The organism is Sphingobacterium sp. FBM7-1, assembly GCF_020687765.1.
Lineage (GTDB): Bacteria > Bacteroidota > Bacteroidia > Sphingobacteriales > Sphingobacteriaceae > Sphingobacterium.
On the sequence record NZ_JAJEWJ010000002.1, the window covers coordinates 473,694 to 492,675 of the forward strand.

Below are 18,982 nucleotides of genomic sequence, written 5' to 3' on the forward strand. Positions count from 1 at the left end.
AAGGAAGGGGTCTTTTTTGGACCCCTTCCTTTTTTTATTGACGCTATCTTCCGTTATTTGAAAGCAAATACTTTTCCTAGTTTTTCGTTGCTATAAATCGTGTTTTTTAAATCGTTAAGCTTTCCCGTAGCGATATCGATGACCATCCCGTGTACCGCTAGGTTTTGATTGTTTTTCCAGGCGTTTTGTACAATGGAGGTGGTGCACAGATTGAATACCTGCTCCTTAACATTTAACTCGATTAGGCGATTTACTTTTTCTTCCTCATTTTGTATGTTGTCGATTTCTTCGGCGTATAAACGATAAACATCTTTTATATGGCATAACCAGTTATCGATGACACCAAATTGTTGACGGCTTAAAGCGGCAGCAACGCCTCCACAACCATAATGACCCGCGACGACAATGTGTTTTACTTTTAAAACAGTAACGGCATAGTCAAGAACGGATAACATACTCATATCGGAATGCACGCACATATTGGCAATATTTCGGTGTACAAACACTTCCCCAGGCCGGCTACCTACTATTTCATTGGCGGGGACACGACTATCTGCACAGCCAATCCAAAGGATTTCTGGGCTTTGTCCTTTAGCCAATTGCTCAAAACGGCCGGAGTTGTCATTTTTAACAAATTCTACCCATGACCTGTTGCCATCCATTATTTTCTGAAAACCTAATTCTAGTTCTTTATTTCCCATAATGATTATTATAAACGTTATTTGATTGTTTTGCTGCCGGTTGAAAGGAACGCATTTTTACGATTTACAACCTGGACAATTTAGTGTATTATTGATGAATATCCTTGTAAATCTTTATTTTTTTTCCATTGTGACGCGGTGTCGGCCCGCTGTAAGGCGTAGCAGCCTGCTTGTTGCTTTTATAGGTAACCGCCTCCAATTCGATGTCAATTCCTTTACTCACCGCGTTCGTTTGAAAATCTTTTAGTACCTCAATGACGTCTTTGTCTATAAACCGGCTATGCCGGCCGTCAATTCGAATCGCAAGTGTGCCTTTGGGTAAGCTGTAAAGTTTTTGTTGGATCGGTACTTTGTTTAAAAAAGATACCTCTTCGGCGAGTGTCATCGTAACCTTTTGTGCCCCGTTCTCGTCCTTAATTTCTATTTTGAAAGCATTCTGCATGTTTGCTCGGATGATATAAAAGAGAGCGACTACGATGCCAATTCCAACTCCCATCAACAGGTCGGTGAAAACGACGGCTACGATGGTTGCAAAGAAAGGGATAAATTGGTCGAGTCCCTTTCGTAGCATTTTTTTGAATAGCGCGGGATTGGCTAATTTGTAACCCGTGTGGAGTAGGATGGCAGCCAAACATGACAATGGAATCAAATTAATAAGAGCAGGAATCGCCAAAAGAGCGACTAGAAGCCAGAGACCATGTAACATAGCTGATTGCCGCGTCCGCCCGCCAGCTTGTGTGTTTGCAGAAGAACGTACGATAACGGATGTCATCGGAAGCCCACCTAGAAAACCGCTAGCCATATTGCCAACACCTTGCGCAACCAGTTCTCGGTTGGTTGGGGTAATGCGTTTAAAGGGATCCATTTTATCAACAGCTTCAATACTAAGCAATGTCTCCAAACTAGCAATGATAGCAATTGTAAAAGCCACTATCCATACATCTTTATTCAAGATTTGAGCGAAATCTGGAAAAATGAACAATTGTGTGAATTCTTGAAAAGAGCTCACGATGGGAATGACGACAAAGTGATCCGCATTGAGCTGCATGGTAGAGCCTTGGAAAACAGAAGCTAATCCAACTCCTAGTAAAACAACGACCAATGGTGCAGGCACTTTGTTAATACCTTTGATTTTTGGCCAGTAAATAAGGATGGCAAGAGACAATAAACAGATCGTAGTCGCCCCCCAATTGATACCGGATAAAACCGTGTTTTGAACTGCAGCGATACCGCCTCCGGCATCGAGTTCGAAAGCATGTTCTTCTGATAACCCAAAAGCCAGTGGTATTTGTTTCAGTATAATGGTGATACCGATGGCGGCTAACATACCCAAAATTACAGCGGAGGGAAAATAGTTCCCAATCATACCGGCTTTGATGATGCCCAAGATGAGCTGTACAACACCGGCGATGACAACGGCGAGCAGAAAAGTTTCATACGCACCTAATTGTTCTATAGCACCTAATACGATCACCGTTAAGCCAGCGGCAGGCCCACTCACGCTGAGCGGAGATTTGCTGATGGATGCAACGACTAATCCACCTATAATTCCTGTTAATAGTCCGGCAAACAAGGGTGCGCCGGATGCCATTGCTATACCCAGACATAGTGGTAGCGCTACAAGGAACACCACAATACTAGCTGGGAAGTCATATTTTAAGTCTCTTTTCGATAATTTAAGAAAAGCAGACAAACGAGTTCCTGACATAAAATTTTATTTTAATCCGTTATATGAGCTAAATAATCTAAGGCCAATAAAAATTCTGTATCTCTAAAAAGGATGTACATGCTTTTTATTGTCGTTAAAAAATAAGATATTGAAATGATGATCTGTGAACGGTTGTTGAGAACCGACAGATTAGTTATCGAAACGGATTAACTGTTAGGAGGAGGGGGGGGGACAGAGGGATGGAATACGCTAAAAAGCCGTTCGTTTTTTAAGTAGCGTTTTTCTTTGCCCAAATTTTCCATAAAGGGGCAGAACAGTAGATAGTCCGACGTGGTGGTGAATAACTTGATTCCTGCTTCATGTAAATCTTCGGAAGGATTATTTCCTTTGGCATTTTCAATTTCTAGCTGGAGTACGACCTGTAGTATAGTTCCGCTATCTAACACATTTAAAAACATAGGAGTGGCAGAGATAAGCATCTTTGTCATAAAGATGGCAAAACATATTTTTGCTGCTATTACTCGAATGGTTGGAGTTGCCACGCTCTTTTATTTTGTTTTTTTCAAAAATATGAATCTTTCTTTGGAAAATATAGGGTAAACCATATTTTTTATGTTATTTGTTTGCTAAATCTTCTTAATTTTTCTTGTTTAGTTGAAATTGTTACAAATATGTGGCATTTTTGCTTCATTGGCGACCTTATTTAGAATAATAATATGGATACTGAAAAAAAACGATTTATAGACGCGGTTTCGGCTTCCTACAACCCCAAAGGAGCGTATATTCAGCTTGGATCTGGCCTATTAGGAGACGAAATTATCAGCGACGCGAAGGTGAATCTCGCACTGAAAATTATGAATCGTCATGGGCTTATTGCAGGCGCTACCGGCACGGGGAAGACCCGTACGCTACAATTGATGGCGGAGCAATTGTCCGACAAAGGTGTGCCTGTTTTGATGCTTGACGTGAAGGGGGATCTGTCGGGGTTGGCCGAAAAGGGGAACGTGAATGAAGCGCTGATCGAGCGTGGTGAGCGTGTGGGCATACCGTTTGAACCCGCGCAATTTCCAATAGAAATATGTTCCCTTAGTGGGAATCTTGGTGTGCCGATGCGGATAACCGTGCGGGATTTTGGGCCTATTTTGTTAGCTAGGGTATTGGATCTAAATGATATACAGGGAGGTGTATTGTCTGCTATATTTAAATATGCAGGAGATCAGCACTGGGATTTAATCGATCTCCAGGATCTAAAAAAGCTTCTTGTTTATTTGAGCGAAGGTCCGGGTGCTGCAGAAATCAAACGCGATTATGGTAAAATAAGTACGGCAACTTCGGGAACGATTTTACGTAAAATAGTTGCTCTTGAGCAGCAAGGGATTGCTCACATTTTTGGTGAAAAAGCATTTGATATCCATGATCTGTTTCAAAAAATTGACGGCCGGGGGGTCATCACCTTATTAAATATTTCGGATATTCAGGATCAAACGGTGGTGTATTCTACTTTTTTGTTAAGCCTGTTGGATCAATTGTTTGCCAAACTTCCGGAGGTGGGGGATCTGGATAAACCGAAATTAGTATTTTTCTTTGATGAGGCGCACTTGTTATTTAATGGTGCTTCAAAGGCATTTTTGAATCAGGTGGAACAGATTATCCGGCTAATTCGTTCAAAAGGAATTGGTGTGTTTTTCTGTACCCAGGCAGCAACGGATATTCCAGCTTCGGTACTTGGACAGTTGGGTAATCGTGTGCAACATGCGCTCAGGGCATTTACGCCGAATGATGTCGACAACCTTAGAAAAACGATAAAAACATATCCCTTTACGCCTTTTTATGAGATAGACAAAGTGTTGACCTCCCTGGGGACGGGACAGGCATTGATTACCGTGCTCAATGAGAAAGGGATTCCTACTGAAGTGGTAGCTACTCATCTGGTACCCGCAAGGGCTGTAATGGGGCCATGCCAAGCGGCAACTTATACGGAAATTATATCCAATTCGGAATTGTACGGGAAGTATCAAGAACGACTCGAGCGAAGAAGTGCAGCGGAGATTGTGGATGAGAAAATGGTTGCTTTCGAAACGAAACAGGAGCAAGAAAAAGAAAAAAAGGAAGCGGAGAAGACGGTAAAGCGAAGTGCCGGCAGGCGGAGTTCCCGACAAACACCGATGGAGGCTGCTAAAACGCAGGCTTCCCGAACCTTGGCCCGTGAGGGTGCGAAGCTTTTGGGAAAGCTTGCAAACGGAATTTTAAATGCGATGTTCAAAAAAAACAGATAGAATAATTTTATCTTTGTTAGAGGTGGATTTTGTAATTGATAACAATAAATAGATAATGAGTAAACCAACATTGTTAATTCTAGCCGCGGGAATGGCGAGTAGATATGGATCACTTAAGCAGATGGATGGGTTCGGCCCGCATGGCGAAACCATCATCGACTATTCAATATACGATGCTATTCGTGCGGGTTTTGGAAAGGTAGTATTTGTTATTCGTGAAGAATTTCTGGATAGGATGCGGAGCGTTTTTGATGAAAAGTTGAAAGGTAAGATTGAAGTGGATTATGCTTTTCAAAGTTTTGATTTGACGAAATTTGGTGTCAATAAGGTGATTGAACGTACGAAGCCCTGGGGCACGGCACATGCGGTGATGAGTGCCAAGGAGCACGTCAACGAACCTTTTTGCGTGATAAATGCGGATGATTTTTATGGGAAAGATGCTTTTGAAAAGATGGCAGCTTTCTTACAAAGCGAGGTGAGTGACGATAATATGGCATTAATGGGTTTTAAAGTTGGTAATACGATGTCGGATTACGGATATGTATCCCGAGGTGTGTGTGATGTCGACGAAAGAGGGAATATGGTTTCGGTAACGGAGCGTACGAATATCTATTACGTGACGGATGGGGACGGCAACCGGAAAATCGTTTACGAAGAAGAGGGCAAGCAGCATGATTTAGATCCGGATACACGGGTTTCTATGAATTTTTGGGGATTTACACCACATATTTTTGAAGTTGCTCAAGATATGTTTGTGGAATTCGTAGAACAGAACGGGGATAATCCAAAATCGGAGTTCTTTATCCCTTCGGTTCCTGATTATTTGGTGAAAGCCAACAAGGCAAGTTTTCGGGTTATCCCGACGTCTTCTAAATGGTTTGGGGTAACTTACAAAGAAGATAAACCGGTGGTGGAAGAATCGATTTCTAATTTGGTTAAAGAAGGGATATATCCAAATAAATTGTTTTAGTATGATAGTAAATTTCGATGTACAGCATCTTTGGAAGGATTCCATCTGTGTATCGCTTAAAATATTATTTAAAACAGAAGCAAGCGTATAATTTTAATATTTTATAAAAAAGCCCCGCTGAATTTCCAACGGGGCTTTCTTTTGGTATGATAAATAGAAATTTATTTCACTTCTTCAAATTCTACATCCTGCACGTCGTCACCGCCTTGTTTTTGGTCATTTGTTTGATCAGCGGCACCTTGTGCCTGTTGTGCGCCTCCTTCTTGTGAAGCGGCATACATTTCTTCTGAAGCGGCATTCCAAGCATTTTGAAGTTCAGTAGATGCGGTGTCGATCTCGGCAAAGTTTTTCGCAGCATAAGCTGTTTTCAATTTCTCTAATCCGGCTTCGATAGCACCTTTTTTATCTGCAGATAATTTGTCGCCATATTCTTTCAATTGTTTTTCTGTTGAAAAGACTAAGGCGTCAGCTGCATTTATTTTTTCGGCTTCTTCTTTTACTTTTTTATCTGCTTCTGCGTTTGCTTCTGCTTCTTGTTTCATTTTTTGGATTTCTTCTTCAGATAATCCAGAGGAAGCTTCAATGCGTATGTTTTGCTCTTTACCAGTGGCTTTATCTTTTGCAGATACTTTGATAATACCGTTCGCGTCAATATCAAATGTTACTTCGATTTGAGGCACACCGCGAGGTGCTGGCGGAATATCCGTTAATTGGAAACGACCAATTGTACGGTTTTGAGATGCCATGGGACGCTCTCCTTGTAGAATGTGAATTTCTACGGATGGCTGGTTGTCTGATGCTGTAGAGAATACCTCTGACTTTTTGGTCGGGATAGTGGTGTTTGCTTCTATTAATTTGGTCATCACACCGCCCATCGTTTCTATACCTAAAGAAAGAGGGGTAACGTCTAACAACAATACATCTTTTACTTCTCCTGTCAATACTCCTCCTTGTATAGCGGCTCCAAGGGCTACAACTTCGTCTGGGTTTACACCTTTTGAAGGTTCCTTGCCAAAGAAACTTTTAACTGCTTCTACAATAGCTGGAATACGAGTAGAACCCCCAACCAAAATGATTTCATCAATATCGGAAGTAGAAAATCCTGCGTTTTTCAATGCGGATTTACAAGGCTCTATAGTACGGCTAATAAGATCAGCAGCTAAAGATTCGAATTTAGCGCGTGATAGGGTGCGTACTAAGTGTTTAGGACCAGTAGCGTCAGCCGTGATATAAGGTAGGTTAATCTCTGTGGAAGTAGTGCTGGATAATTCGATTTTAGCTTTCTCTGCTGCTTCTTTTAAACGTTGTAGTGCCATCGCATCTTTTTTAAGATCGAAGCCATTGTTTTCGTTTGCAAATTCTTCTGCCAGCCAGTTAATGATCACATTATCAAAATCGTCACCTCCTAAATGGGTATCCCCATCTGTGGATTTCACTTCGAACACCCCGTCGCCTAACTCCAGTACGGATACATCATGTGTACCGCCACCACAGTCGAACACAACAATTTTCATGTCTTTGTGGGCTTTATCTAAGCCATAGGCCAAAGCGGCGGCGGTTGGCTCATTGATAATACGTTTTACCGTAAGACCAGCGATCTCGCCTGCTTCTTTCGTAGCCTGACGTTGTGCATCGTTAAAATATGCCGGAACGGTAATAACCGCTTCCGTCACTTCTTGACCTAAGAAATCCTCTGCTGTTTTCTTCATCTTTTGAAGTGTCATCGCAGAAATTTCCTGAGGCGTATATTTTCGGTCATCGATTTCAACACGAGGCGTGTTGTTGTCACCTTTTACAACTTTATAAGGTACTTGATCGGCTTCCTTTATAGATTCATCGTATGACAAACCCATAAAACGTTTGATTGAATAAACTGTTTTATGAGGATTAGTGATCGCCTGGCGTTTTGCCGGGTCTCCTACTTTACGTTCACCACCTTCTACAAACGCTACAATGGAAGGGGTAGTGCGCTTTCCTTCATTGTTGGCAATAACTACCGGCTCGTTACCCTCCATCACGGCAACACATGAGTTTGTAGTACCTAAGTCGATTCCAATAATTTTTGACATATCTCGTTATTTTATATTTACGAATGAGTAATAATTTTTATGCTACGTAAGGTGTTAACAACACTTGTGCCAAGGTCAAAAACGGCACAAAAATGTATTTTATGTCGTTATTATTCTTTTTGACGCTGTCAAACTGTCATAATATTAACATAAATAATAGTGCATAAGAAAAGAAAGTCTTTGGAAACGAGTGAAACACATCCTCTCCGCGCGACACGTTTTTTTTTACCCGAAATTAATTAGTAAATTCGTCTGGTAAGACGAACATAGACATGACCTTTCAAGAATACGTAGATTATTTTGACCAGATTTTGGCTTCCCCGGAGGATTATGACCCCTACGGGAATGAGGAGTACTTAAATTATACGAAGTTAAATTGGTCGAGAATGAACCGTTGGCTGAAACGGTTTGAGCCGCAGGATGCGATGAAGAGCTTGATAGCGAGCATAACTGAGCCGCAACATTGGATTGTAATCACGGAGCCGTGGTGTGGTGATGCTGCGCATTCCGTGCCTCAGCTTTATCAAATGGTGAGAAACAATCCGAATATTGACTTCGAAATACAGCTGCGTGATAGTGAGCCGTTTCTGATCGAGGATTATCTTACTGATGGAAGTAAATCTATTCCTAAACTTATTATCAGGAACGATGTCGGGCATGATAAAGTTATATGGGGGCCTCGTCCGGAACCATTACAGCGTATATATATGCAGATGAAGGATGAAGAGCGCCCTTTCGAAGAGATTAAAGAGGCTTTGCAGAAATGGTACAATGAGGATAAAGGAGAAATACTGCAAAGAGAACTGCTTGCGCAGTTAAGTTAATCGTTTAGTAGGATGAACATTGAAGACATCCGCGAGTACTGTCTTACGAAGCAGCAAGTATCAGAAGAGTTACCTTTCGGTCCGGATACGTTAGTTTTTAAAGTGTGCGGAAAGGTGTTCCTATTAGTGGGGTTGGATCAAGTAGAATCTTTAAGTTTCAACGTGAAATGTGACCCTGATGTAGCCATTGAATTAAGGCTGAACTATTCGGAAACGGTTATTCCGGGTTATCACATGAACAAAAAACATTGGAATACGGTATATTGTAATCGCCAACTTTCGGATGAACGTTTGAGGACGTTTATCGATGACAGCTATACATTAGTTTGCAATTCGCTACCTAAAGCAGTAAAAGCAACTTTAAAATAGTAATCTTAGTAAATTAAATTCTCTAATAGATTCCGTCGTTTTTGTTGTGGATTGGCCCCGCCTCCGAAAAACCGGTTGTTCCCTAAAGCATCGAAAAACTCGGTCATGGTGATGGGCTTACTCTTTTTATCTCGCCATTGGTTAGGTACGTTGTCCACAACGAAGTCTACCTGGCGTGCCCAGTAATTGATATGCATTTCTGGAATTGCTAGTCCTAAAATCATTCCGGGAAGTCCGTGTACTAATGCGGGACCACCGGATATAGGAATTTGATCCGTATAAAATGCAACGATATAAAGGGAATCGGGCGTGGCTCCATTAACGCGCCGGCAATCATAGCCGGCTATGTTCCGATACTCATCGGTAAAGCGCCAGGTGATATGCTGTAATGAATCCTTTAACAGGTATTTTTCGTCTAAATCGATTTCGAGTTCACTGATACCGTGCTGGAGGTTCTGGTAATATACTTTATGTTCTCCGGGCCTGGTTGATTGACGAATATTGGTGGAGCCATTTCGACGATTACTATTTCTATTGCCGCCCCTGTTCCCGGTAGCTCGACTAGTAGTAGTGTTGTTTGATGTTGCTTCGGCTTCTTCGGCAGGAAGCATGAGTGTTTCATCCTCGTCAAAACGCAAGGTGAACATCGTGGAGTTCTTTTCGGGGACGTCATCGATATTGCTACCAAAGCGCATCATCATCCCGCGATTTCTTCCATCCGTTTGATTGGCCATCTCCCGTATCCTTGCCCTTAAATATACTTCTTTCTCAAAACTGATGATTCCTTTGGAAGGAAAATAGGCATGTTGTGCACGGGTTTCTGCGATACAAACACTACAGCATATGATATAAAACAAAATCAGTTTTGTCATTTTTAGTTTTCCTTTTTCTTGCCTAAATTCTTGTTAAAATCCCATTTCATACCTATTAAAAAGTATTGTGTAAGCATTTCTTGCTGTGTTTCGGAAAAGTTATTGTTGTTGAAAGAGCGATTGGTATTGTTGAAGCTATTGAATACATCGAAGGCTTTAACACTCAACAACAGGGATTCGTCTTTTAATAGTTTGCGGGTAAGTTCTAAATTCATGTAGAATTGCCGGATTGGGTCGGGGAAAACCTTGGATTTTCCGGTATAACTATAGAATATAACTTGTGTTAGACTAAACTTAAATGGTAGAAAGTATTTTAAATCGGCATTTGCTGAAGATCTGAATGCGGTATTGTTCAATTCTTTCTGTATGCTGTTTACTTCGTTATTCACACCTAGACTTACATTAACGTTAAAATCGATGTTTTTGGAGTTTTGCTTGTTGGAGTTGATGCCTATCTGCGTATTGGTGTTATTGCTGCGGTTGAGATCGCCGTTGATATATCCATAATTGTTGCTGAACTGCGCGGACGTAAACGGTCCAAGCTGAACGCTGCCATTTAAGATGGGACGCGTATAATTTGCGTGAATGCGTCCGTTCCAGTTGATATGGTCTTGAATATTGACAAAAGTGGTGGTGGTTCTTCCTTCGGTGTCGATAATAGATCGGTTGACAATCGCATTTTTAGTAAAGCCACTATTTGCGTTGATATTAAAGGATGATGCTTTCAATAAACTAAATTTATTGAAATTGAAGCTTATATTGTTGTTGGTTTCTCTACCCAAATTCGGATTTCCTAGCTGTCGGTATAACTCGTTGGTAGGAGGTTGTATAGGTTGGAGCTGCGAAAAACTAGGTACATTGGTGTTATTTTGATAACCAATGTTCAGGTTTTTATTGTTTGTAATACGATAGGATATGTTTGCATTCAAATTGTTCTGCCAGAAGTTTCTGGAAAGTTCGATATCTCGGTAACTATCTGCCAGGGCTTGATGTCGGTGCGTCGTCCGGTTGGATAAGTTAATATTCAATTTTTCGCTGTGGAAATTTAGATTAACATTCATGCCGTTTGTGTGCGCATCGTTTGTTTCATTTTTCGAATACACACTATCTAAGATTAGAACATTTGCATCATTATCATAGGCGTTAACAAGCGCATTTCGGCTTGAACTGTTGAAGTTGTAACCTAAAGTCAGATTTAGGTGTTTCGTGAGCGGCTCACTAATGTTGATAGCGGCTCCTAAATTATTGCTTTTGTTTTCGGATAAGCGGGTTTGGTCGACGATGACCGTATCTTGAATTATACCAAGGGCGTCGTACAGCTTGGTTTGTTCGTTTACTTGATTGTTGGATGTAGTATTGTCTGTTTGGGTATTGAGATGGAGGTTTAGACTCCGGCCTTTTTTATTTAATCGTCTGCGGTAATCTAAACGCAAATTCATGTTTTCACTATCGCTTTCGCTGTTGTTCCGACTTTTAAATTCGTTTGCTTTTATGTTTTCGTTCCGTAAGGTGTTGCTGGAAGATGTGGAAGCGGAAGATTGTCGTCCTTTTCCTCCATCTAGTCGGATATTTAAATTGCTTATGGAATCTATACGATAGCGAATTCGTGAACGGAGGGTGTGCCTTCTGTTGTCATTCTCTGAGGTGGATTCGCGCGTAGTTTCCTGTGTTTGATTATCGTTTAAAATCCGTCTATTATAATTCGCGGATTCGTTGGCCATACCATTATTACTAAAATTGTAACTGGATGTCAAGTGTAATTTTTTTTCAAAAAAATTGTTCTCGTAGTTCATGCCTACATTTTTATGTTGTGGATGTCCGATGATCTGGTTGTTCATGCGGATTCGACTGGCGTCTCCGCTATTTCCCATGTTATTCCAATTCCCGGTTACGGCGAGCCGCTCCGATCGGTTGAATTTCCCGACGAATAGGTTGGCGTCGAAAAGATGGTTGGTACCGATATTGGCGTTTGCATTTCCGAAGATGCCGCTTCTTGCTTCTTCCTTCAAAACTACATTAACAGTTTGAAGCCGAACCCCATCGTCAATACCGGTTAGCTCTGCTTCGTCTGATTTTCTTTCATACACTTGAACCTTGTCTATCGCGTCGGCTCTTACATTCCGGATAGCAATCTTGGGGTCGTAGCCGAAAAACTCTTCTCCGTCGATTAATACTTTAGAAACACTTTTTCCTTGAGCGGTAATTTCACCCGAAGCAGATACGGTTAAGCCGGGTAGTCTACGTAGTAGATCTTCTAGTTTGGCATTTTTTTCCGTTTCGAAACTTCCAGCATCGTACTCTATCGTGTCCCCTTTAATCTTGATGGGAATTCTTTGATTGATAACTACTTCTTCCAGTAAGTTGGATTGGGAGTTGATACCGATTTTTTTGAGGTCAACGGTATTATTTTCTATATGTAAAGGTTGACTGTAGATCTCAAATTTAGGATAGGTCACCAGTAGCAGATATTCCCCTTTTTCTATTTTGCTGAAATTGAATTTTCCGTTCGGTGTTGTTCGAGTAAAATAGCGCATGATAGAGTCGGTGTCCAAAAGGACAATGGAGGCGTTCTCCAATGCGTTTTGGTCTGCCTGGTCGACAACCATTCCCTCGATGGATTGTGCAGACAGATAGTGGCTAATCATGCACAGAAAAATAAATATGCACCTTTTCATTAATTAAAGCTAGTAGGTCAAAGAAAACAAGAAATTGCATAATTTCCTGTTAAAATGACACTTGTAATAGCTTTGATACAAATAGGGGCACGAAAAAAGCGTAGGTTTTGGCCTACGCTTTTTTGTCTATATGTCGTTACTCTTACTTAATCCAGTTGGGATACTCGGATGGTATTTGTTTTTCCTTTTTGATGCAGCGGTGTGGAAGCAGTATTGATGACAATCTGCCCCGGAGATACCAGGTTGAGCTCTTTGAGCAAACCGTTTACATCTTGAATAGTACCATCGGTACTTTCGAACTTGCTGTATACGAAGACGCGTACACCCCATACCAAACTCAGTAGGTTAATCAATTTCTTGTTGCCTGTGAATACATATATGTCCGCATTTGGGCGATAGCTTGAAATTTCAAATGCTGTGTAGCCTGAAGAGGTCATGACTGCGATAGCGGAGGCATTGGTGTTTTTTGCAAGATGTATGGAGGAACCACAGATAGCGTCGGGTATTCTCGTTAGGTTGGCTTGAACTCCATCTTTAGGGCTGTAATAAGGGTATGACGTGCGCTCTACTTGGGTAATCACTTTCGCCATAGTTTCGATAACGATTTCTGGAAAATCACCCACAGAAGTTTCGCCACTTAGCATCACCGCATCGGCTCCGTCTAGAACAGAATTGGCTACGTCGTTTACTTCTGCGCGTGTAGGACGAGGTGTAGTGATCATGCTTTCTAGCATTTGCGTAGCGATAATTACCGGTTTCGAAAGATCCCGACATTTTTGTACGATGGTCTTCTGTAAGCCGGGTACTACTTCCATAGGCATTTCGACTCCTAGATCTCCACGTGCTACCATAATTGCATCGGTTGCTTCGATAATAGCATCAATATTATCTATAGCTTCTGGTTTCTCTATTTTTGCAATGACTAACGCGTGACTTCCTTTTTCCTTGATGATTTGCTTACATTGGTGAATGTCTTCTGCTGAACGCACGAAGGACATCGCGATCCAATCGGCTCCGTTATCCAAAGCAAAGTGGAGATTGTCCATGTCTTCTTCCGTCAGGGACGGGATGGAAACTTTTGTATTGGGGAGGTTGACTCCTTTGCGGGAAGTTAATACGCCACCGTGCACTACTTGACATTTTACGGTGTCTTTGTGATTCGTACTGAGGACCCGCAATTGCAGTTTACCGTCGTCTAATAGGATAATTTCATTCTCTTTGACATCGTTCGGAAAGTTGTCGTAGGTAATGTATATGCGCTTTTCGTCACCGATAAGTTCTTTGGTGGTAATTTCAACTTCTGAGCCATTGATTAAGATGGCGCCACCTTCTTTCATTTTGCCGATACGAATTTTAGGACCTTGAAGGTCGGCTAAAATCCCTACGTTGAAAGGATGTTCATTATTAATTTCTTGGATAGTTTGAATCACTTTAAGGTGGTCGTCCTGGCTGCCGTGGGAGAAATTAAGACGACAAACATCCACGCCTTTTGCAATCATGTTGGTCAATATTGTCTTATCCGACGATGCCGGACCTAGTGTGGCAACAATTTTTGTCCTTTTTTGAATCTTATTCATTTACAGTGTTTTATTTGTATAGATATTATCTTCTTTAGCGTAATAATTATGTGCAAAAATAACAATATGTTTAATAAGTAAGGTTTAGCGAAGTGTAAAATTTACACTTTGAGTAATTAATATATGCTAAAATATAAGATTTTCTTTGGATTTCAATGAGGCGGGGTCTAACTTTTTGACGAGAATGACCTCGTTGATGTTTTTTATGTCGGACAATAATGTTCGAAGGTCATGACGGTCAATATAGTGTTTTATAATTAAAAAATAATCAAAATTTGGGAGTTCAGGCAACAGTAAAGCACCCTCTAAACTACGGTTATTTATCAAATAAAACTCGAATTCGAAATTATTGTCACAATAGCGGTATATCGTGAAATAGTGTTTGTAAGGTGTTTTTTGTTTGCTTTTTTCATATACGATGTGATAATCCATTTCATCTGGATCTTTTTCTTTTACATAGCCTTTGTGGTCAATATAGTCTTCTTTCCCGCGCAAAAATGCCAGACCGGTATGTTTATATAAAAAATGACAGAGTCTATAATCTCGCAAGGGCGAACTGATACCGACTAACGCAAAATCAAGTTCGATATCAAAATCGAGGTCTAATATTAAATGCTTTTTTGTAATACTCACAGTTTCGAAATTAAGAAAAAATCGTCTTTAAAGTAAGCTTTTCCTTTTTTATGGCTAAAAAGTGCATCGGTTTTAAAGTTCTTGCTATAAACAAAAAAAAGTGTTAATATTGGGGTACGCTCTGTATGGTAGCGGTTTTTGGACGGATTATTAGGTCTGAACGTTCTTCTTTCCCAGCATCAACTCAAAAAAGGGTTTGATATTTGGGGAAAATTATTTTTCTTTGCACAGATTTATTAAACAATTAAATTATAATATCATGTCAGATATCGCATCAAGAGTAAAAGCAATTATCGTTGAAAAGTTAGGTGTAGACGAAGCAGAAGTAACACCAGAGGCTTCATTCACGAATGATTTAGGTGCAGACTCACTTGATACAGTTGAGTTGATCATGGAGTTCGAAAAAGAATTTAACGTAGCTATTCCAGATGATCAAGCTGAAAACATCAGTACAGTGGGTCAAGCTATCTCTTACTTAGAAAAGAACGTTAATAACTAATTTATTAGGCCAAACATATTTAATGGAGCTTAAAAGAGTAGTTGTAACAGGGTTAGGCGCCCTCACACCTTTAGGAAATGACGTTTCAAGTTATTGGAACGCATTAGTTAATGGTGTGAGCGGTGCTGCTCCTATTACGCATTTCGATGCATCAAAATTTAAGACCCAATTCGCTTGTGAAGTGAAGGGATTTGATCCACATAATTATATGGATCGCAAAGAGGCTCGCAAGGTCGATCCTTTCGTTCAGTATGCTATTGCCTCTACCGATGAGGCGGTAAAAGATGCTGGATTAGAATTCGATAAGTTAGACAGAAACCGAATCGGTGTTATTTGGGGGGCTGGTATTGGAGGTTTGACTACTTTTACCGAAGAAGTAGCAAATTATGTCAAAGGTGACGGAACACCTCGTTTCAATCCTTTCTTTATTCCAAAAATGCTTATTGATATAGCTCCTGGTCATATCTCTATGCGTTATGGTTTGCACGGGCCAAATTTTTCGGCAGTTTCTGCTTGTGCTTCTGCTACGAATGCAATGATTGATGCTTTTAACTATATTCGATTAGGGAAAGCAGATATTATCATTACCGGTGGATCGGAAGCGACTGTAAACGAAGCTGGGATAGGTGGGTTTAATGCGATGCACGCTCTGTCTACCCGTAACGATGATCCGAAAACAGCATCCCGTCCTTTTGATAAGGATCGTGATGGTTTTGTTTCGGGTGAGGGTTCGGGTGCTATCATCTTGGAAAGCTTAGAGCACGCGCTGGCTCGAGGAGCCAAAATTTATGCAGAAGTCGCAGGAGGTGGAATGAGCGCGGATGCTCACCACATTACTGCATCTCATCCGGAGGGTCTCGGTGCGAAATTAGCGATGACCATGGCGGTTGCGGACGCAGGGCTCGAATATACTGATATTGATTATATCAATCTTCACGGTACGTCTACGCCGGTCGGTGATCTCAGTGAACCAAAAGCTATTATCGGTTTATTTGGTGATCATGCTTATAAAATGAACCTCAGTTCGACAAAATCCATGACAGGACATCTGCTGGGTGCGGCGGGAGCTGTAGAAGCTATGGCTTCTATCTTATCGGTCAAACACGATATTGTGCCGCCTACTATTAATCATTTTACAGATGATCCAGAGATTGATAATAATCTAAATTTTACATTTAATAAAGCCCAAAAACGGGAGGTAAATGCTGCGTTGAGCAATACATTCGGTTTTGGGGGACATAACGCGTCCATTATTGTAAAGAAATACCACTCTTAAATATTTTGATATTAAGAGGATCGTATTGAGGTACAAATAATAGGTGGTTTCGAAGAGAAACTGCCTATTACTTATTTATTTACTTAATGCCTTTCTTACGGATATACCATTTATACTTTTCGCCATATAGAGCTTATGTTCGTAAGCTAAAGAATATTCTTGGTTTTGTGCCAGGAAACATTAAACTATATCAGCTAGCTTTTCGGCATAAATCTGTGGCTACTACAGTCAAGGGCGGAGTGAAGAATAGCAACGAGCGTCTTGAATTTTTAGGAGACGCGGTGTTAGGTAGTGTCGTGGCGGAGCTATTATTTAAGCTATATCCTTATAAAGACGAAGGTTTTTTGACGGAACTTCGTTCTAAAATAGTCAGTCGTGCTAATTTGAATCAGCTGTCTCGTAAACTCGGATTCAACGAGTTGATCGAGTATGATGCGCGGATGATTAGTTATCCAAATAAACAGGGATCCCTGCTGGGGGATGCTTTTGAAGCTGTCGTTGGAGCGGTATATATGGATAAAGGGTATGCTTTTACCCGAGAGTTTCTACTTACGAGGATTATTAAACCACACGTCGATATCCATCTGTTAGAAGTTACGGAGACCAATTTTAAAAGTCGACTTATCGAGTGGTGTCAGCATTTGGGGAAAGATATACAGTTTGTACCGGTCGAGAGTCTGCCCGGCGAATCCTCTAAGTTATTTACGGTAGAAGTCCTTATAAATGGTGAGGTTCACGGGGTGGGAAAAGACTTTAATAAAAAGAGTGCAGAAAAATTGGCTGCCGAGAAAGCTTGTGAAGAATTGAAAGTCTTTCAGGTTGTCTGAACTGATAAATTGTAAGGATCACTTATTTGTTTGATTATTATGATTTTCGTAACGTTCGATAATTGACCTTTTACAGAATTGCACGACCCAAATCCCAACCTTAAGGGTCGCATCCAAATTATTCTCGATGTGGGGGGGGGGAAGTGCTAGGTAGCAGGATATATTAAATTTTGAGGCCTGTAGAAACGCATATTAGCACTATCCTCCTTCTAAAAGATTTGAAACGACGTTTTTTGGTTTACTTTTTTTGAGGAAAAAAAGTAATAACAGTTTTATTACCTTTGCCGTATGGCAAATATCAAACCTTCGTTAGCAAAAGGAACGCGCGATTTCTCGCCTCGAGAAATGGAAAAGCGAAATTATATATTCAATACGCTAAAAGCAGTCTTTAGAAAATTTGGTTACAGCGAAATTCAAACACCTTCTTTTGAGAACCTTGCGACCCTAACTGGAAAATATGGTGAGGAGGGTGATAAATTGATTTTTAAAATATTAAATTCGGGCGATTATCTCGCCAAGACGCACGATCAGTTGTTGACTGAAAGGGCTTCCCAGAAGTTAATTCCCTATATTTCCGAGAAGGCACTTCGTTATGATTTGACGGTGCCTTTCGCACGTTATGTAGTGATGCATCAGAACGAAATCACACTTCCTTTTAAACGTTTTCAGATACAGCCTGTATGGCGGGCGGATAGGCCGCAGCGTGGACGATATAGAGAATTTTATCAATGTGACGTCGATGTCGTTGGATCGTCCTCATTGCTTAATGAGGCAGAGTTTGTGCTCGTTTATCAAGAGGCTTTTACCGCTTTAGGATTGAAGGATTTTACTGTTAAAATCAATAACCGAAAGATTTTGTCCGGTATTGCAGAAGTGGTGGGTAAGCCGGAGCTGATTGTAGATATGACGGTGGCTATCGATAAGCTGGATAAGATAGGTCTGGAGGGAGTGCACAAGGAATTAATGGACCGAGGTTTTACGGAAGAGGATTTGAATGTATTGAAGCCCATTATTTTGCTGGGTGGCTCCAATGTAGAGAAGCTGGGGGCCTTAAAGGATGTATTAGGGGATTCTTCCGTTGGTTTGCAGGGGATTGAGGAAGTGGAGCAGGTGTTTCGTTATTTGCGGCAGTTTGGGACAGCAGATTTGTTGGATAGTGTCGTAGAGCTGGATATCACATTGGCACGCGGATTAAATTATTACACCGGCTGTATTTTTGAAGTAAAGACAAACGAGGTGGCTATGGGAAGTATCGGTGGGGGAGGAAGATACGATGATTTAACGGGTATGTTTGGATTAAAGGATCTCACGGGAGTAGGGATTTCATTTGGAGCGGATCGTATATATGATGTTTTGGAAGAATTGAATCTGTTTCCGGAGTCTTCTTCGGTTTCCACGCAAGTGCTTATTGTTAATTTTGGAGACGAAACCTATCCACATGCGCTTCCTTTATTATACCAACTCCGCGATGCAGGTATTTCCGCGGAGTTTTATCCGGTAGCGGCTAAGTTAAAGAAACAAATGGGATATGCAGATGATAAACAAATTCCTTATGTGCTGTTAGTGGGCGAGGAGGAGATCGCGTCAGGCAGGTATTCGTTAAAGGATATGGCGTCAGGAACGCAGCGGAAAGTTTCACAGGAAGAGTTAATTACTTTTTTAAGCTAGAGTGGTGGAATCGCAAAAAAATCCCACTTCATGTGGAAATATTGGTCGATATATCGTTATAATTGATTAGATTTGTA

At 40.9% G+C, this 18,982-nt stretch carries 16 protein-coding genes; 8 read left to right on the forward strand and 8 right to left on the reverse strand.

What is annotated here, in order from left to right; all coding sequences use genetic code 11:
* Positions 1-53 precede the first annotated feature (53 nt).
* From LKO28_RS06300 to LKO28_RS06310, 3 genes are all read right to left on the reverse strand, one after another.
* Positions 54-701: a carbonic anhydrase gene (locus LKO28_RS06300; protein ID WP_227693861.1), complete on the reverse strand. Its 648-nt coding sequence runs from the start codon at positions 699-701 to the stop codon at positions 54-56.
* An 88-nt stretch (positions 702-789) separates the two neighbouring features.
* Positions 790-2,409 (reverse strand): SulP family inorganic anion transporter, encoded by a 1,620-nt coding sequence (locus LKO28_RS06305; protein ID WP_227693862.1) that lies wholly within the window; start codon positions 2,407-2,409, stop codon positions 790-792.
* Between the two features lie 167 nt (positions 2,410-2,576).
* Positions 2,577-2,912, reverse strand: a complete 336-nt coding sequence (locus LKO28_RS06310; RefSeq protein ID WP_227693863.1) for a hypothetical protein — start codon at positions 2,910-2,912, stop codon at positions 2,577-2,579.
* Between the two features lie 174 nt (positions 2,913-3,086).
* Between LKO28_RS06310 and LKO28_RS06315 the strand changes: the two genes are divergently transcribed.
* Both LKO28_RS06315 and LKO28_RS06320 read left to right on the forward strand, forming a co-directional pair.
* On the forward strand, positions 3,087-4,646 hold the full coding sequence (locus LKO28_RS06315) for a helicase HerA-like domain-containing protein (RefSeq protein WP_227693864.1): 1,560 nt from the start codon (positions 3,087-3,089) through the stop codon (positions 4,644-4,646).
* Positions 4,647-4,701: 55 nt separating this feature from the next.
* The gene (locus LKO28_RS06320; protein WP_227693865.1) at positions 4,702-5,616 is read left to right on the forward strand and encodes an NDP-sugar synthase; all 915 of its coding nucleotides are present in this window, start codon (positions 4,702-4,704) and stop codon (positions 5,614-5,616) included.
* A gap of 161 nt (positions 5,617-5,777) precedes the next feature.
* Here LKO28_RS06320 and dnaK read toward each other — a convergent pair whose 3' ends face one another.
* The gene (gene dnaK / locus LKO28_RS06325; RefSeq protein WP_227693866.1) at positions 5,778-7,685 is read right to left on the reverse strand and encodes a molecular chaperone DnaK; all 1,908 of its coding nucleotides are present in this window, start codon (positions 7,683-7,685) and stop codon (positions 5,778-5,780) included.
* A 272-nt stretch (positions 7,686-7,957) separates the two neighbouring features.
* On the opposite strand from dnaK, the gene LKO28_RS06330 reads away from it, so the two are divergent.
* Complete coding sequence (locus tag LKO28_RS06330) at positions 7,958-8,509, forward strand: thioredoxin family protein (protein ID WP_227693867.1); 552 nt, start codon at positions 7,958-7,960, stop codon at positions 8,507-8,509.
* Between the two features lie 12 nt (positions 8,510-8,521).
* On the forward strand, positions 8,522-8,878 hold the full coding sequence (locus tag LKO28_RS06335) for an MmcQ/YjbR family DNA-binding protein (RefSeq protein WP_227693868.1): 357 nt from the start codon (positions 8,522-8,524) through the stop codon (positions 8,876-8,878).
* Between the two features lie 5 nt (positions 8,879-8,883).
* Here the strand turns inward: LKO28_RS06335 and LKO28_RS06340 are convergent, their stop codons facing one another.
* The 4 genes from LKO28_RS06340 to LKO28_RS15525 all read right to left on the reverse strand — a co-directional run bounded on the left by LKO28_RS06340 (position 8,884) and on the right by LKO28_RS15525 (position 14,635).
* Positions 8,884-9,750, reverse strand: a complete 867-nt coding sequence (locus LKO28_RS06340) for a GLPGLI family protein (RefSeq protein WP_227693869.1) — start codon at positions 9,748-9,750, stop codon at positions 8,884-8,886.
* A 2-nt stretch (positions 9,751-9,752) separates the two neighbouring features.
* Positions 9,753-12,395: an outer membrane beta-barrel protein gene (locus tag LKO28_RS06345; RefSeq protein WP_227693870.1), complete on the reverse strand. Its 2,643-nt coding sequence runs from the start codon at positions 12,393-12,395 to the stop codon at positions 9,753-9,755.
* A 176-nt stretch (positions 12,396-12,571) separates the two neighbouring features.
* A complete protein-coding gene (gene pyk / locus LKO28_RS06350; protein ID WP_227693871.1) occupies positions 12,572-14,002 on the reverse strand; it encodes a pyruvate kinase in 1,431 nt (476 codons plus the stop codon).
* Between the two features lie 126 nt (positions 14,003-14,128).
* Positions 14,129-14,635, reverse strand: coding sequence for an IPExxxVDY family protein (locus LKO28_RS15525; protein ID WP_227693872.1), 507 nt, complete (start codon positions 14,633-14,635; stop codon positions 14,129-14,131).
* Between the two features lie 259 nt (positions 14,636-14,894).
* Between LKO28_RS15525 and LKO28_RS06360 the strand changes: the two genes are divergently transcribed.
* From LKO28_RS06360 to hisS, 4 genes are all read left to right on the forward strand, one after another.
* Complete coding sequence (locus LKO28_RS06360; RefSeq protein ID WP_105717695.1) at positions 14,895-15,134, forward strand: acyl carrier protein; 240 nt, start codon at positions 14,895-14,897, stop codon at positions 15,132-15,134.
* Positions 15,135-15,156: 22 nt separating this feature from the next.
* Positions 15,157-16,410, forward strand: coding sequence for a beta-ketoacyl-ACP synthase II (gene fabF, locus LKO28_RS06365; RefSeq protein ID WP_227693873.1), 1,254 nt, complete (start codon positions 15,157-15,159; stop codon positions 16,408-16,410).
* An 86-nt stretch (positions 16,411-16,496) separates the two neighbouring features.
* Positions 16,497-17,237, forward strand: a complete 741-nt coding sequence (gene rnc, locus LKO28_RS06370) for a ribonuclease III (RefSeq protein WP_227693874.1) — start codon at positions 16,497-16,499, stop codon at positions 17,235-17,237.
* A 288-nt stretch (positions 17,238-17,525) separates the two neighbouring features.
* Positions 17,526-18,905: a histidine--tRNA ligase gene (hisS, locus tag LKO28_RS06375; protein ID WP_227693875.1), complete on the forward strand. Its 1,380-nt coding sequence runs from the start codon at positions 17,526-17,528 to the stop codon at positions 18,903-18,905.
* The last annotated feature ends 77 nt before the right edge of the window (positions 18,906-18,982 follow it).